Source organism: Streptomyces sp. NPDC051243 (assembly GCF_044455405.1).
Classification (GTDB): Bacteria; Actinomycetota; Actinomycetes; order Streptomycetales; family Streptomycetaceae; genus Streptomyces.
Genome location: NZ_JBITES010000006.1, coordinates 228,971 through 244,676 on the forward strand (window position 1 = coordinate 228,971; position 15,706 = coordinate 244,676).

At 71.8% G+C, this 15,706-nt stretch carries 14 protein-coding genes; 6 read left to right on the top strand and 8 right to left on the bottom strand.

Annotation, left to right across the window (positions count from 1 at the left end):
• Positions 1–33: 33 nt before the first annotated feature.
• The gene (locus tag ACIBAG_RS17300; RefSeq protein ID WP_399105814.1) at positions 34–603 is read right to left on the bottom strand and encodes a class I SAM-dependent methyltransferase; all 570 of its coding nucleotides are present in this window, start codon (positions 601–603) and stop codon (positions 34–36) included.
• Positions 604–616: 13 nt separating this feature from the next.
• Positions 617–1,570, bottom strand: coding sequence for an endonuclease/exonuclease/phosphatase family protein (locus tag ACIBAG_RS17305; RefSeq protein WP_399105816.1), 954 nt, complete (start codon positions 1,568–1,570; stop codon positions 617–619).
• A 162-nt stretch (positions 1,571–1,732) separates the two neighbouring features.
• Between ACIBAG_RS17305 and ACIBAG_RS17310 the strand changes: the two genes are divergently transcribed.
• The 3 genes from ACIBAG_RS17310 (at position 1,733) to ACIBAG_RS17320 (ending at position 4,324) form a co-directional block, all read left to right on the top strand.
• On the top strand, positions 1,733–3,097 hold the full coding sequence (locus ACIBAG_RS17310) for an amidohydrolase (RefSeq protein ID WP_399105818.1): 1,365 nt from the start codon (positions 1,733–1,735) through the stop codon (positions 3,095–3,097).
• Positions 3,098–3,274: 177 nt separating this feature from the next.
• The gene (locus ACIBAG_RS17315; protein ID WP_399105820.1) at positions 3,275–3,964 is read left to right on the top strand and encodes a DUF899 domain-containing protein; all 690 of its coding nucleotides are present in this window, start codon (positions 3,275–3,277) and stop codon (positions 3,962–3,964) included.
• 174 nt (positions 3,965–4,138) lie between these two features.
• Entirely contained in the window at positions 4,139–4,324 is a 186-nt protein-coding gene (locus tag ACIBAG_RS17320; protein WP_399105822.1) for a hypothetical protein, read from the top strand.
• Positions 4,325–4,396: 72 nt separating this feature from the next.
• Here ACIBAG_RS17320 and ACIBAG_RS17325 read toward each other — a convergent pair whose 3' ends face one another.
• The 3 genes from ACIBAG_RS17325 to ACIBAG_RS17335 all read right to left on the bottom strand — a co-directional run bounded on the left by ACIBAG_RS17325 (position 4,397) and on the right by ACIBAG_RS17335 (position 8,096).
• Positions 4,397–6,259 (bottom strand): ABC transporter ATP-binding protein, encoded by a 1,863-nt coding sequence (locus ACIBAG_RS17325; RefSeq protein WP_399105824.1) that lies wholly within the window; start codon positions 6,257–6,259, stop codon positions 4,397–4,399.
• A gap of 746 nt (positions 6,260–7,005) precedes the next feature.
• On the bottom strand, positions 7,006–7,443 hold the full coding sequence (locus tag ACIBAG_RS17330) for a hypothetical protein (RefSeq protein ID WP_399105826.1): 438 nt from the start codon (positions 7,441–7,443) through the stop codon (positions 7,006–7,008).
• Positions 7,434–8,096 carry an ATP-binding protein gene (locus ACIBAG_RS17335; protein ID WP_399105828.1) on the bottom strand — a complete coding sequence of 221 codons (663 nt, stop codon included), beginning with the start codon at positions 8,094–8,096 and terminating at the stop codon, positions 7,434–7,436. The genes ACIBAG_RS17330 and ACIBAG_RS17335 overlap by 10 nt, the downstream gene beginning before the upstream one ends.
• 408 nt (positions 8,097–8,504) lie before the next feature.
• Here ACIBAG_RS17335 and ACIBAG_RS17340 point away from each other — a divergent pair, with 408 nt between their 5' ends.
• The 3 genes from ACIBAG_RS17340 (at position 8,505) to ACIBAG_RS17350 (ending at position 10,555) form a co-directional block, all read left to right on the top strand.
• A complete protein-coding gene (locus tag ACIBAG_RS17340; protein WP_399105830.1) occupies positions 8,505–9,365 on the top strand; it encodes a helix-turn-helix transcriptional regulator in 861 nt (286 codons plus the stop codon).
• On the top strand, positions 9,366–9,620 hold the full coding sequence (locus ACIBAG_RS17345; RefSeq protein ID WP_019757219.1) for a DUF397 domain-containing protein: 255 nt from the start codon (positions 9,366–9,368) through the stop codon (positions 9,618–9,620).
• A 119-nt stretch (positions 9,621–9,739) separates the two neighbouring features.
• Entirely contained in the window at positions 9,740–10,555 is an 816-nt protein-coding gene (locus ACIBAG_RS17350; protein WP_399105832.1) for an SAM-dependent methyltransferase, read from the top strand.
• 143 nt (positions 10,556–10,698) lie between these two features.
• Here ACIBAG_RS17350 and ACIBAG_RS17355 read toward each other — a convergent pair whose 3' ends face one another.
• The 3 genes from ACIBAG_RS17355 to ACIBAG_RS17365 form a co-directional block, all read right to left on the bottom strand.
• Positions 10,699–11,403: a dual specificity protein phosphatase family protein gene (locus tag ACIBAG_RS17355; RefSeq protein WP_399105834.1), complete on the bottom strand. Its 705-nt coding sequence runs from the start codon at positions 11,401–11,403 to the stop codon at positions 10,699–10,701.
• 183 nt (positions 11,404–11,586) lie between these two features.
• Positions 11,587–12,513, bottom strand: coding sequence for a hypothetical protein (locus ACIBAG_RS17360; protein ID WP_399105836.1), 927 nt, complete (start codon positions 12,511–12,513; stop codon positions 11,587–11,589).
• Entirely contained in the window at positions 12,510–15,476 is a 2,967-nt protein-coding gene (locus ACIBAG_RS17365; RefSeq protein ID WP_399105838.1) for a PEP/pyruvate-binding domain-containing protein, read from the bottom strand. Before ACIBAG_RS17365 ends, ACIBAG_RS17360 begins: the two co-directional genes overlap by 4 nt.
• Positions 15,477–15,706: the final 230 nt, after the last annotated feature.

A 15,706-nucleotide genomic window follows, 5' to 3' on the forward strand; every position in this document is an offset into this window, starting at 1 on the left:
ACACCGATCACACCTCAGGCGTCGGCCACCACGTCATCCCGGTCGGCCTCCCACCGGCATCCCGGCGTCCCGGTCGCTCTCTCCGGTCACCCTCCCCACCACGCACACCAACGCGGTCCCCGTCCCGCTCACCCCCACCCGCACCTCCGTCGTGAACCCGTGCGCCGCCACGGCCGGCTCCACCTTCCCGGCGACCTCCTCCGCCCGTCGCCCCGCAGGCGGTTCCCAGCACAGGCACAAGGTGCCGCCCGGCGCGAGCCACCGCCGCAGCGCTGTCAGCTCCTTGTCGGGGGACCGGACCCAGAAGAGGTTCACATCGACCGCGAGGATCCGGTCGAACGACGCCTCCGGGAAATCGGCCTGCGCCAGGCCGGCCACCCGAATTACGGCCCGGCCCGCCGCCACACTCTCCGCGTTACGGCGCCGAGCCGCCGCCACCGCCGTCTCCGAGCGGTCGATCGCCGTCACCGTGCCCGAGGTCAGCCGTTCGCAGAGCAGGGCGACCGCGACTCCCCGGCCGCAGCCGATCTCCAGCACCCGGTCGCCGGGCGCGGGGTCCAGGTTCCGCACCGCCCACGTCAGGCGCTCCGGCACCGAACCCACGGCGGTTCGTCCTTCAGCCCTCGACCCGTACCCACACCGGCGCGTGGTCCGACCCCGCGGCGCCCCGCCGCTCCTGCGGATCCGCCCCCACCGACGGCAGCTTCGGTGCACCGGCCCCCGGCAGCCCCGTCCCCGCCGCCGTCACCCGGTGGACCAGGCGGTGGCCGCACAGGACGTGGTCGATCAGCTCACGCCGCCCGGAGTTCACCCGCGAGAACCGCTGATCGGCCGGGATCAGCGGCGCCACGTTCCACAGGCGGCCCGCGTCGCCCTTGTCGTCGGCCTCGAAGCCGGGCGTGCCGATCTCCGAGCCCGGCGGACCCAGCAGGATCTGGGTGGTCGCGGCCTGCACCTCGTCGTTCAGGTCGCCGACGACCGCCACGGCACGCTCACGTCCGTCACCGGCCAGCAGCACATCGGCCAGTGCGCGCAGCGCCGTCGCCTCCGCCGCGCGCCGGTAGAGGGCGTACGCGCCGTAGCGGGCTCGTTCGCCCTCGTCGCGGGGGAAGAAGCGACCGTTCGGATACGTCAGCAGCTTCGACTTCAGATGGGCCACCGCGACCCGCAGTGGCCCGGTCTCCGTCTCCGTCTCCACCGCCAGGAACCCGCGTCCCGCCGCCGACGCCCGGCCGCCCTCGTCGTCCGCCTGCACCGGGACCAGCTTCGCCGGGAAGGCCTGCGTGTCGTGCAGTACGCGCAGCTCCGTGCGGCTGAGGAAGCCGACCCGGATGCCCCGGCCGTCCGCGTGCTCGGAGAGCGCGACGTGCCAGTCGCCGCCCAGCATGCCGACCAGGTCCCGCAGAGCCTCCGGCTCGCCCACCTCCTGCACGCCGAGCAGCGCCGGGTCGAGCTCGGTCACGACCGCGGCCAGCGCGGCGAGCTTCGTCTCGTACGCGGCCTTGTCCCTGGGGCCGAACTCGCCGCCGGGCCGGTACAGGTTCTCCAGGTTCCAGGTGCCGAGGAGCATGCCGGGCCCCTTCCAGAAGCCGTGGGCCTTCCGGCCGTGGAGTGGCCGTCGAGCGGCCGTGAGGAGGCCAGCGTGCCCGGGTGTCCGGCCCGTGCGACAGCCCCGCGACCGGATGCGCGGTTCGGCTCACGCGACCCGACGACCGCGTCGTACGTTGGCGTGATGACGCCTTCTCCCGCAGAAGCTCCCGCCGACCTCATCATCACCGGATGCACCGTCCTCGTGCACGACGATCAGGAGCGGATCGGGTTCGAGGAGAACGCCGCGATCGTCGTGCGGGGCGGAGTCGTCGAGACCGTCACGAGCGCCGACGCCGTACGGGACCGAGCCGCGGCCGAGCGGCTCGACGCGGCCGGTCAGGTCGCCCTCCCCGGCCTGGTCAACTGCCACACCCACGCCCCGATGGTCGCCCTGCGCGGCGTCGCCGAGGACCTGCCCACCGAGGAGTGGTTCAACGACGTCGTCTGGCCCGTCGAGTCCAACCTCACCGAGAAGGATGTGGAGCTGGGCGCCCGGCTCGCCTGCGCCGAGATGATCCGCGGCGGCGTCACCTGCTTCGCCGACCACTACTTCGCGATGGACGCCGTCGCCGCCGTCGTGGCGGAATGCGGGATGCGGGCACACCTCGGGGAGGCGTACTTCTCCTCCCAGGGGCCCCGAGGCCGCGAGAAATCACTGGAGTTCGCGCTGCGGCAGCGCGGCGCCGCCGACGGCCGTATCACCACCACCCTCGCCCCGCACGCCCCGTACACCGTCGACGACGCCGACCTCACCGCCACCGCCGAACTCGCCCGCGAGCACGGCCTCCCCGTCCACATCCACGCCGCCGAGAACCGCGACCAGGCCGACACCAGCCTCGCCCGCCGAGGAGTCACCCCCATCGAGGTCCTGCACCGCACCGGAATCCTCGACACCGACGTCCTCATCGCGCACGGCACGGGCATTCTCGACCGTGACCTGCCGGTGCTCCGCAACGCCACCGGCCGGGTCGCCGTCGCCAGCGCCCCGCGCGGCTACCTCAAGTTCGCCTGGCCCACCACCACACCGGTACGGGCCCTGCACGACCTCGGCATCCCGGTCGGCCTGGCCACGGACGGCGCCGCCTCCAACAACTCCCTCGACGTCTGGGAGTCGATGGCCCTCACCGCCCTCATCCAGAAGTCGACCACCGGCGACCCCCGCTGGCTCACGTCCCGTCAGGCCCTGCACCACGCCACCCTGCAGAGCGCCCGCGCCGTCGGGCTCGGCGAGGAACTCGGCAGCATCGCCCCCGGCCGCCGCGCCGACATCATCCTGGTCGACCTCACCGGCCCGCACACCCAGCCCGTCCACGACCTCGCCGCCACCCTCGTGCACAGTGCCCGCTCCTCCGACGTCCGCACGACGATCGTCGACGGGCGGATCCTGATGCGCGACCGTGAGCTGCTGACGATCGATGTGCCCGAGGTGGTCAGGGAGTTGGGCGAGCGGATGCCGGCGCTACTGGACCGGAGTCACGGCCGGCGGATCCAGGACTACGACACATAGGCTCATCGGCCACCCCGTCACCACCAGTCACCACGCGTCAGCACGCGCGCGTGGGCTGCTCACGCCGCCGGTGACGTACTCCGCGAGAATCTCCTGGAATTCCGCCGGCCCGGCGATGAGTTCCGCCCTTCCCGCCGGTCACCACCCGGAACGGACCGTCGCACAGGAGGGGCGCCCATGTCGCTTCCGGAGATCGTCTCGCGCGAGCAGTGGCGCGTCGCGCGCGAGGAACTGCTGGTCAAGGAGAAGGCGGCCACGCGCGCGCGGGACGCGCTCAACGCCGAGCGGCGCCGGCTGCCGATGGTCGCAGTCGAGAAGGAGTACGTCTTCGAGGGCGGCGACGGCAAGGCCACACTCGCCGACCTCTTCGAAGGACGGCACCAACTCGTCGTCCACCACTTCATGTTCGCCCCCGAGTGGGACGCCGGCTGCCGCAGCTGCGCAGGGTTCCTGGACCAGATCGGCCACCTGGCGCACCTCAAGGCGCGCGGCACGACGCTTGTCGCCGTCTCCAGGGCGCCGTACCCGAAGATCCTGCCGTTCAAGGCGCGCATGGGGTGGACGGTTCCCTGGTACTCGTCCCACGGCAGCGACTTCAACCACGACTTCGAGGCGACCCTGGAGCACGAGGGCGAGCTGGTGGAACGGCCCGGCGTCAGCTGTTTCCTGCGGGACGGGGACCGTGTCTTCCACACCTACTCGACGTATGAGCGCGGCCTGGACGGGCTGGGCTCGACCACCGGCTTCCTGGACCTCACCGCGCTGGGTCGGCAGGAGGAGTGGGAGGAGCCCAAGGGGCGCGCGTCGGCTCTTGGGGCGCCTGCGGGCAGTGAGCGCATCCGTTACCACGACGAGTACGACGACTGACGCGGAACGTGGTGACAGACCACCGGAGTGTGACGGTCCGCTTCGGAAAGTGAGCAAGTGTTCACACATCGCGGTGAACGAGTGTCAACTACGTCTCAGTCCCGTCACTTGGCGAGGCGTTTCACCTCCGGCAGGCGTTAACTCCTACAAGTACGACGCTTTCTGGAGGTCAGGATGGTGAACGGGCGAACAGTGCTCGAACGCTTTCCCGCGGGCGGGCCGCGAGGATCGTGGCCGGCCGAGGAATTCGCGCACGCGCGGCGCATGGAGGGTCTGCCCGCGGAGGTCGTCATGGACCTCGCGTCGGACGCGTTCCTGGTGATCGTCCGCGGTGAGCTCGCGGGTGACGCCGCGGCGTGAGCCCGCGGGTGCGTCGCAGCGCGAGCCGGACTGAGGCGAGCCCCCGGCAGGGGCTGCGTGGCGGCGTGTCCATCAGCCCGCTTTCGGCGCGGGGACCGGTGCCGTGAACTGCTCCGCCTGCAGCGAGTACAGCTCCGCGTAGACACCGCCGGTGGCCAGCAGCTCGTCCGGTGTCCCGGACTCCACGAGCCTGCCCTGGTCCAGTACGTGCACCAGATCGGCATGGCGTACGGACGCCAGCCGGTGAGTGATGAGGACGACCGTCTGCCCGGCGGAGGCCAGGGCGCGGATCTTCTCGAAGACTTCCAGCTCGGCCCGCGCGTCCAGGGCCGCCGTCGGTTCGTCCACGATCAGGATGTGGCCGCGCCGGTAGGCCGCCCGGGCGATGCCGAGCCGCTGCCACTGCCCGCCGGACAGCTCGTGCCCACCGCTGAACTGGCGGGCCAGCAGTGTGTCCAGGCCGCGCGGCAGATCGGCCACCACCTCCTCCGCCCCGGCCTCGGCGAGCGAGGCGGCCAGGCGCTCTTCGGTGAGCGGCGCGGAGGATCGCCCGACGGCCACATTGACCCTGGCCGTGAACGGCCAGCGCTTGAAGTCCTGGGCCACCATCGCGATGCGCTCGGCGAGCCGGCGCCGGTCGGCGGTCGCCGCGTCGACGCCGTCCCAGAGGATGCGGCCCCGATCCGGGGTGTAGAGCCCGGCGAGCAGCTTGACCAGGGTGGTCTTGCCGGAGCCGTTCTCGCCGACCAGCGCGATGATCCGGCCGAGGGGCAGGGTCAGTGTGACGTCGTCGAGGGCGGGACGGGAGGACTCGCCCGGGTAGGAGAAGCTGACGTTCTCGAACCGGATCTCGCGCGGATCGTCCGGCAGGGACTCGCCACCGACCGGAATCGCCCGCTCGGCCGCCTCGACGTACAGCCGCTGCAAATCGCCCACGAAGAGGGCCTCCTCGTGCAGCGCGTTGACCTCCAGCACAAGGCTGTCCAGGCTGGAGGACCCGGTGCGGATGGCGATGACGGCCGTACCCGCCACGGACAGCGCCATGGCCCCGGCGAGCAGCAGCCCGCCCAGCGTCGCGTACGTCGCGACGGTCGCGAGCCCCGTCCACACCGCCGCGATGAGCCCCGTACGCGCCGCGAGCCGGGCCAGCCGCGCCTGCTCGGCCTCCGCCGTCTCCGACATGGCCCGGTAGTGACGCAGCAGGAAGGGGCCCACACCGTGCACCCGGATCTCGGGCGCGGCGCCGGGCTCGGTCAGCAGCCCGCTGATCAGATGGCCGGCGCGGGAGTGCTGCACCCAGGTGTGGAAGGACTCATAGCGCCGCCGGGCGTTCGTCAGGGCGCTCCAGGCGCTGGGCAGCGTCATGGTGGCGAGCAGCGGGAGCAGGGCGGGATGCAGCACGGTGAGCACCCCGGCGGCCGCGATCAGCGAGATGGCGGCATTCACGACACGCGTGCTGTACGAGATCATGCGGCGGGCCGCCGAGGCGCCGTACTGCGCGGTGTCCAGCAACTTGTGGAAGGCGTGGTCCTCGATCGCGGCCAGCTCCACGGCGGCGGCCCGCTCCAGATACAGCTCGGTCGCCACGCGCTCCACCTTGGGCTCGAGGCGGCCGGTGGCGTACGTCGACGCGGCCCGCAGCAGCGTGGACACGACCATGACGGCGGCCATGACCACAAGCGCCGGAACGGCACCCCGTAACCGCTCCTCCAGGACCCCGCCCCCGATCAGCCGCCCCAGCACACTGTTGACGGCGAGCAGCCCGACCGCCTGCGCCAGCCCTCGGCCCACCTCGGCCACCAGCACGGTCCGCGCGGCCCGCCGCTCGGCCTGCCAGGCCAGCCGGAAGCTGGACGCCAACAGGGACGGCAACCGCGTCACCATGGCCCGGAAGGTCAGCTCCAGGAAGGCGTCCCGATGCTGATTCCATCCCATGTCGTACCGCAGAGGCCCCCCGAACAACAGCCACTCCGACTCCGAAACCCCACCCTCACCCGAACCGCGCTTCTTCCCCACCGCCCAGCCTCCCCCGACCGCCGCTCGTGACGGAGGGCCACTATGGCGGGGCGGGCGGCATCGGGGGAGGGCGTGAGTGGGGGTGGGGGGTGCGCGCGGGCGTGCGCCGTTGGGGGAGGGGGGAGGTAGGACGGGGCCTTCGGATGGGTGCGGGTGGGAGTTAGGGCGTGGGGGAGGCGGGGTGGCTTGGGGTGGGGTGTGGGTGGGTGTAGGCCGCAGGGATGACCGAGGTGGCTTGGCTTCGGGGGGTGTGCGTCGGTGCAACCCGTGGGGAAGGGGCGGGGTGGCTTGGGTGGTCGGGCGACGGTTGCTGCGCTGGCAGGCACCGGCGACGAGCGCGACGCCGGTGAAGTGCAATTGCTTACGGGCGAAGGGCAATTGGGGATGCGTGCCGCGGGGTGCCAATGGTGAACGCCCGGGGTGCCGTGGCGGATGCCCCGGTACGACAATGGCGATGCGCGGATGCGCTTTATGGGCCGGCGGCTACTCCTCAGCGCCGCCCGGCATGTCTCAGCCCGTCCGGCGTTTGAGGACGAGGCCCATCAGGGGCCGAAGCGGGGGTCTGGGGGCGGCAGTCCCCAGGGCGGGCCGGGGTAGAAGGGGCCGCGCCCCTTCAGGATGGGACGGGTAGGGGCGGCGGGGGCGAGAAAGACCCGGCGCAAGCCTCACGCACTCAGCTGCCTGGACCACGTCGGCGTAGTCCCCGTAACCCGGCACAACGCCAAATACAACGGAATCGGTGGCGTATAAGGAACCGATCCAGCCGGCCGATGGATCAACCGAGGCGTGTCCAGCACCACCGCCCCCGTCATGTACCGCACCGACGCCGGCCACTCCAACGCGTAGTCGGAGTCCGACGGCACGATCCACCACCAGTGCGCCTCATCCGCGTACACACACCCCACCCGAGGCAGTCGAGGCAGCACAAGAGGCCCGAACCGAGCGGGCACCGCGACCGCGTCGCACCCCAGCGGAGCCGTCATCCCGTCAGGAACGGGCAGCCGCCGAGGGCCGTCGGCGGCGGTACGCAGGCCGCGCCGGAGCCGGACCAGCGAGTCCAGGCTCAGCACCTGCCCCCCGCCGGACGCTCCGCTCACAGCCATCCGAGCCCCGTTCCCCCACCGTACGGCCCCAGCCCCAACCCCGGCCCCGGCTCCCGCACCCGTCCTTGCGCCTCGTCCTCGTCACCGGAACCGTCGGACGGCCCGGGCTTGGGGCGGGTCCCCCAGCCGAGGTCGTTGCGAGGCCCGGTGCCACCGCGGGAGGCGTCCCCGCGCGGCAGGTCTGCCCAGACCACCAGCCCGGAGCCCTGCTCATGGGCCCCCCACGCCTGGCACAGGGCGTCGACGAGGAGCAGTCCCCTCCCGTGCTCCTCCTCGGGCCGTACCGCCATCGGATGCGGCTCACTCGGCGCGCAGCCCTCGTCACGCACGGCTATTCGCACCGTCTCCGCGCCGTCGTTCAGCTCACAGACGATGTGCTCGCTGGCGGTGTGCACGATCGCGTTGGTGACCAGCTCGGACACGACGAGAGCCGCCGTGTCGCAGGTGTCCTCGCAGACCGACCAGCCGTTCAGCCGCGCCCTGGTAAGGCGTCTGGCCTGCGCGGGAGACCCCGGATGCGCGGCCAGTTCGAAGCGGAACCGGCGCTCGGCGGCGGCGCCCCGCTGGGGGCCGACTCCGGTGTCGGCGCCGAGGCCGTGGGGGACCGCGGCGGCGTCTGTTCCTAAGGGCGGGGACGGAATCACGCTTGCCACTATCGCCCCGCCGTGAACACTTGGCAAGTGTCACTCTGAAAATTGCAGAGTGCGCTGTGACTCTCTGGAAGGCCGTGGCACACTGCTCGCAACAGCATGTCGAACGGCGCCAGTTGGGATCACCGAAGATCCATCGCGATCTTCGAAAAGGTCTTCGAATGGCGCCGTCGGTCTGTCAGGCTTCAGGCGGCTTGTCGGGCTTCAGGCGGCTTGTCGGGCCTCAGGCGGACTGTCAGGCCTCAGGCGGCCTGTCGGCCTCAGGCGGACTGTCAGGCCTCAGGCGGCCTGTCGGCCTCAGGCGGACTGTCAGGCTTCAGACGGACTGTCAGGATCACGGCTCTCCGCCGGGATTGAGGCGGCTTGCTGCGGATCGGGTAGACCTGTCGGGATTCTTCGTGGAGGTGGAGCGTGAGCGAGCCGCGGTCCGCGCCGACGGTCGGTCAGGTCGTCCTCGGTCGGCGTCTGCTGGATCTCAGGGAGCGCGCCGGGCTCAAGCGTGAGGAGGCGGCCCGCATCCTCCGCGTCGCCCCCGCGACCGTCCGCCGTATGGAGATGGCCGAGGTCTCGCTCAAGATCCCGTACCTCCAGCTGCTCCTGAAGGCCTACGGCATCCCCGACGACGAGGCCGACGCCTTCGTGCAACTGGCCGAGGACGCCAACAGACCCGGCTGGTGGCAGCGGTTCCACGACATCCTGCCGGGCTGGTTCTCGATGTACGTCAGCCTGGAGGGCGCCGCCGGCCTCATCCGGTCGTACGAACCCCACTTCGTGCCCGGTCTGCTGCAGACCGAGGACTACGCGCGCGGAGTGCTGCGGTCGGGTGCCATCGGCCAGACCAGCCCCGACGACATCGAGCGCCATGTGGCCCTGCGCATGCAACGCCAGCAACTGCTCACCCGTGAGGACGCGCCCCGGCTGTGGGTCGTGATGGACGAAACCGTGCTGCGCCGCCAGGTCGGCGGCCCGGAGGTGATGCGTGCCCAGATCGACAGGCTGCTCGAGGCCACGAAGCTGCCCAACGTGACATTGCAGGTGGCCCCGTTCGCGAACGGGCCGCACCCCGGCACGTACGGGCCCTTCGTGTTGTTCCGATTCGCCGTGCCGGAGCTTCCGGACATGGTCTACAGCGAGTACCTGACCGGTGCCGTCTACCTCGACGCGCGCGTCGAGGTGGCGACCTATCTCGAGGTCATGGACCGCATGGCGGCGCAGGCCGCTACGGCACATCGCACGAAGGAGATCCTCCGGGATCTCCGCAAGGAGCTGTGAATGGATCGCATCAAGCCGCGCATACGCGTCTACAACGGCATGCCCGCGCGGGACTTGGGCAGCGAGGGCTGGCACAAGCCGTGGAGCGGCGGCAACGGAGGCAACTGCCTGGAGGCGATGAAACTCGCCGACGGCCGGATCGCCGTCCGCCAGTCCACCGACCCGGACGGGCCGGCGCTGATCTACACGACGGACGAGATGACGGCGTTCATCGAGGGAGCCAAGGCGGGGGAGGCGGACTTCCTGCTGTCCTGACCAGGCACGGCCCCTTGCTCACCCTGTTGCGTTCAGCCAGTTCTCTTCGGTCGGCCAGCTCTGATCAGTCCATTCCCTTATTTTGGTGCTGAGTTGATCACTTACCGTCCTCGAACCTTATGGAGTTCGTCATGACCGGGTCGAGCCCCGTCGCGATCGACACGAGCAAGCCGCACCCCGCGCGGATGTACGACTGGTACCTCGGCGGCAAGGACAACTACCCCGTCGACGAGGCAATGGGGCAGCAGATGCTCGCCCTCGACCCGCGCGTCCCGGTGATGGCGCGGGTCAACCGCGCGTTCATGCACCGCGCAACCCGCTGGCTCGCAGACCACGGCGTACGCCAGTTCCTGGACATCGGCACGGGGATCCCGACCGAGCCGAACCTCCACCAGATCGCCCAGGGGATCGCCCCCGACGCCCGCGTCGTCTACTGCGACAACGACCCCATCGTGCTGGCACACGCGGCTGCCCTGCTGCGCGGTACGGACGCGGGCGCAACCGAGTACCTGCAGGCCGACGTGCGGAACCCCGACGCGATCGTCGAAGGCGCGCGGAAGGTGCTGGACTTCGGCCGGCCGGTGGCCCTTTCCCTCGTCGCGCTGCTGCACTTCGTCCCCGACGAGGACGGTGCCCACGAACTGGTCCGCCGACTGCTGTCCGAACTCCCCTCCGGCAGCTACCTGGTGGTGACCCACGCGACCGCCGACTTCACTCCCGAGGAGTCGAAGGCGGCGACCGAGAAGCTGAGGGCGGCCGGCGTCACGCTGGCCCTGCGCTCCCGCGAGGAGTTCACCCGCTTCTTCGACGGCCTCGAACTCGTCGAGCCCGGCGTGGAAGTGCCCCACCGCTGGCACCCCGAGCTGGGGGAGCCGGTACCCGGACAGGACGACGGGGTCATTCCCGGGTACGGGGCGGTGGGGCGCAAGCCGTAGCGCTACGGCCGCACCAGTGGCCGCCCACGGCTCGGAGGTGCGACGGTTGGGCGGTGCGACGGTTGGGCGGTGCGACGGTTGGGCGGTGCGACGGTTCGGCGGTGGGACAGCTCAGAAGTACGACGGCTCAGAGGCGCGACGGCTCAGAAGTACGACATGATGCGCCGCGGAGCGTCCACCAGGCGGCTGAGCACCACCACCGGCAGCGGGGGCTGCTCGGCCTTCGCCGGGCTGAGGTTGAGCCCGTAGTAGATCTGCTCGATCGACGGCGGTCCGACCGCGAGGTTGCGTCGAACCGCCATCGACGGCGACTCCTTGCCGGTCTGCACGAGGTATGAGGCGACCATCGCGCCCGTACGGCCGACGCCCGCGCCGCAGTGCACGAACACCGGGCCGGAGGACGACGAGACGATGTCGAGGAAGCGCTGCACCTGCTTGGGCGACGGCGTCTGCCCGTCACGGATCGGCAGGCGTACGGCGTTCAGCCCGGCCTCGGCCGGTTCGGCCAGCTGGGCCGCGCTCATGTGCTCGGCGCGCAGGTCGACCACGGTGGTGATGCCCATGCTCGCCAGCGCCCGGTAACCGGCGGGGGAGGGGGCGGAGCCGCGCCACAGCCGGCCCCCGGTGTCCACGGCCTGGAAATGGTTCACACCCTGTACGGCGCGGGTCCCGGCGGGTGCCGGGGTCTCCGCTCGGGCCCAGAGAGACAGGCCCAGAATGCTGCCGGCGCCGGCTGCCCACAGGACGAGATAGCTGATGAGAAGGCCGATGAGGATCCGCAGTGTGCGCCGGGAGAGCGGGCGCTTGCGGACGGCGGGGCGGGGCAGGGTTGCGGTGAGGACAGCCATGGGCGACCTGGGGGCTAGGGGACGAAAGAGCGCCTTGGAAGAGTACCCCCAGGTATGTGATCAATAGGGGATACGTCCGATTTTGTGCGATACATCTCACTTGTCGGTACGGGGTGGTCGTAGGTCGGCTGCGGTCATGGGCTGCTCGCGGTCTTGGCTCGCTCGCAGCACAGGCCGTCGCTGTCAGTCGTTGCCCGACTCCGCGTCGCCGACGGCGACCACCGTGAGGTGGGCGCGCTCCAGGGTCGCGTCCTCCAGGCAGCCGCGCAGTCGCATCAGGTCGTGCTCGTTGAGCGCGGGCCGTACGACCCCGGCGAACATGCCGTCCCCCAGATCGCCCAGGGCGGCGTGGCGCAGTGGCGCGGCCGTGGAGTGCCGGCAGCTCTCCCAGATCTGCTGCGCGGCCAGGGCCCTCCGGTCGGATGTCATTTCCGGGCCGCGCAGATCGACCTGGACCACCACCGAGGTCGCCGCGTTCTCGTTGGCATCCTCGGCCCTGGTCTGGGTGAGGTTGGCGAGCCCCACGATCAGTGCGGCGAGCAGCGCGGTGGCAAGGGCGATGACGGTGGTCACGCGTGCGGTGCGGCGCCGGGAGGACCCGGCGCCGAGCGGCGGCAGATCGTCGAGTTCGTCCAGGCCGCCGGGCGCCGCCGGGTCCGGTGCGGCGAGGACCGCCAGCCGCCCGGCCAAGTGGCGCTCGGCGGGTCTGGCCGTGGCCGACGCGGCCTTCTGCACCACCCAGGCGAGCCCGGACAGCACCACGCCGGCGACCATCAGGACCGGAACGAAGACGTACGTCCGGTCCGCCGGGTCGTCCAGCCACCGGAACCGCGTCTCCTCGCGCGCAGCGCCCGGTTCCCGCAGCCTCGTCAGCACGTCCTCCTGGCGGGCGTCCAGCTCCCGCTGCCGGCGGTCGGTGTCGCGCAGCCGCTCCTCGATCCGGTTCAGCCGCCCCAGTGTCACCAGACCGAACAGCATCACCTCGACCACCAGCAGCAACACCCCGCAGATCATCGCCCGCTGCCACTGCCAGCGGTACAGGTAGACGACGAGGTACGTTCCCGCCCCGGCGGCGGCCAGCGCTCCGAAGACGTACGCGATCTTTCTCATGGCGCGTCCCCCAGTCGTACGTCACCGGCCGTTCCGTCGACGGTGAGGCGGGAGCCGGGCGGGAAGCGGTGTACGGCGTCGGTGGCGCCGATGACCGTGGGGAGCCCGAACTCCCTTGCCAGGACGGCCAGATGGGACAGCGGGCTGCCGGTCTGGGCGACCAGCCCGGTGAGGCCGGGCAGCAGCGGGGCGAGCGCGGGGTCCAGGGTGCGCACGACCAGTACCGCATCCTTCGGCCGGGGCCCCGTCCCGTCCCACACGGTCCCGACGACGCGCCCCGCGGACACGCCTCGCACGCCGTCACCCCGGCCTCGACCTCGGCCCTGGCCCGTGGCGCGCTCGGCGACGACGACCTGACCGTCCGCGAGCCGGAAGGCATCCGGCAGCGGCGGCGAGGCGGCCTGCGGCACGCGCGCGTGCAGATCGCCGGGCAGGGCCTCGCCGCCCAGCACGGCGACCAGCTCCGCCCACCGCAACAGCCCGAGGCGCTCCACGCCGATACCGAGCCGCCGTGCCACGTCGCGCACGAGCCGGACCTGCAGCTCCTGAACCCAGCGGATACGGAGGCGGAGGGCTTCACGGGGTGGGAGGGGCGTTCGGGGGGTGGCAGCTGGGTGTGCGGCCCGGGTTGTCGATGTGGTCAGGGGGCGCCCGGCTGGAGTCGCCGGAGCGTGGGGAGTGGGCGGAGTGAGGGTGGTGGCCTGAGTGGGCCTGGTGAAGGGGGTGGCGTAGATGGCGGATGCCGCGCTGGTCGGCATGGTTGGGGTGGTTGGCGTGGTTGGGGTGGTTGGCGTGGTTGGGGTTATCGGGGTTATCGGGGTTATCGGCGTTATGGGGACGGTCGCGTTGGTGGCCGTGGCTGGGGTGGAGCCCCGCGTCGGCTCGTCGAGGGTGGGCGGCCGCGGAGAGGGCGGGCGGCTGCCGTTGCCTGTGGGTGGGGTGTGGGTGTGGGTGCGGGTGTCGGGGGTCCCGGTCGGTGCCGCTTCGGGGCGGGCGGTGCCGTTGGCTTTCCGGGTGGGGGGTGGGGGCGGGGCGAAGGTGTCGTCGGCAGGCGGGTTCGGTGTCGCTGCCGCCTGTGTCGGTGTTGCCGTCGCCTGTGTCGGTGCCGGTGCCGGTGCCGGTGCCGGTGTCGGTGTCGGTGTCGGTGTCGGTGGTACCGCTTCGGCGGCGGGCGTGACTCCCGGAAGTCGTCGCCGTCCCCGCAGGCTCGGGGCGGTGAGGGCCAGGATCACGGGGTTCGTGGCGGCCAGTTGGCCGTCGGGTATGCCCTGCGCGCGCGCTTCGGCCAGGGCGGCGAGAGCCGTGCCGGCCGCTGTGCGGCCCTTGAGGGGTTCCTTGAGGGGTTCCTTGAGGAGGGCGCCCGCGAGGGCCTCCTGGGCGTGCAGGGAGACCAGGGCCCGGCGGGTCCAGCGGAGCTCCGCGGCCAGCGCGGAACTGGAGAGTCCGCTGGGCGACGGGATCTCGGCGAGACGGCGGTCGACATCGGCGACGAGATCGGTCGCCAACCCGGGCAGGGAGGACGCGAGACGCCCCACCCGCCAGGCCGCGACGAGCCTCCGCGCTCCCGGCGCCGGGTTCAGCAGCGCGAGCCACCGGTGCCGTGGCGGCACGGCGCCGAGAAGACGCAGGTCGGCGGCGGCGCGTCCGGTGACGGTCGTGACCACGGGCACCGACTTCAGCAGCCGGCGCGGCGCGGTGCCGCCGATGTCGAGCGCTGCCGCGAGCCCACGGGCCATCGGCGCCACCCACAGGTCCTCCTCCAGCGGCGCCAACTGCTCCGGCAGCGTCTCCGCCACCGGACCGGGCCCGAGCAGCCGCGCGCCACGGGCCGGCCGTGCGGCCATCGCCGTGATCGGCCGGCTCTGGAACAGCCACAGCCGCCCGTCCGCGTCGAACCCGAACTCCATGTCCTGCGGCCCGCCGAAGACCCGCCGGACCCGCCGGGCGAGTCGCGCCAGCCGGAACAACTCGGCACGCGTGAGCAATGTGCCGCTCTCCATGGGCACAGCGCGCGGGTAGCTCGAAGTCGCGGCGTTCGGGTTCGCCGACGAGACGGCTTGCGGACTCGTGGAAGGCCTCCTCCGCGGGCCTTCCGACGACGGCGTCCACGGCTTCCCCGAAGGTGCGGCTCGGGAGTCCCCCGGAGCCTCGATTCCGGGGCCCCCCGAAACCTCTGTCCGCCGATCCCCCCGAGCCTCCGTCCCGGGATCTCCGTGAGCCTCTGCGCGCCGGCCGTCCGGCGCCTCGATTCCCGGATCCCCCGATACCTCTGTCCGTCGGCCCTCCGCAGTGTCAGCGTCCGTCCCCGGATCCCCCGAAGCCTCCGTCCGCAGCAGCCGTCCGTGTTCGCTCAGCCAGTAGTCCGTACCGGCCCGCGCCCCGCTGACCAGGCTGTCCGGCCCGCCGCGCACCGCGCTGACCAGCATCCGGTCGGCCCGCCCCGCGACCGGGTCCGCGCCGAACATCACGCCGCCGACCCTGGCCGTGAGCATGGGCTGCACGAGCACCGCCATCGGCGCCGTGGACCCGTCGGGCAGGTGCGCCGAGTCGAGCACGGTCTGTACGGCCGTACGAAAGTCGCGCCAGCCGCGCACGTCGAGCACCGAGGTGAACTGGCCCGCCAGGGAGGATTCCTCGGTGTCCTCCTGAGGCGAGGAGGAGCGCACCACGAGCGGACGGGCGCCACCCTCGGAGAGCTCGTCCCAGGCGCGCCGCAGGGCGACCATGTCGCCGGCCGCTCGGTGCGGGATCACGAACCCGGGCAGCACCGGCAGTCCGGCGCGGGCCGCGCGGGCGAGATTCGCGGCCTTGGACCCCATCAGCTGTGGGAGTGCAGCGTCGGGCTGGTCCAGCGCGACGACGGCGGGGCGGTACGCGTCGACGGCCTGACCGAGGGCGGTGTCACCCCGGTGCACTTCCCCGTCGCGGGCACCATCTCCGTGACGTTCTTCGATCGTCGTCATCGAACACCCTCCAGGACCGACCGCCAACAGGGGGGACGCGCGGGGTGGCCCTGCGCCTGACGACGGAACGAAGGATGGGGGCGAGCCGCTACCGGCCCGGTCCGGGTGCGACGACGGCACGCCTCCTGCTCCGATGATCCCACTCCTGTTCGCCTGTATGTAGCCCATAAGTCACTTTTCGGACAGATGGGAAAACAAATCCGACTGCGGTGGTATGCCGGGACAGGGCG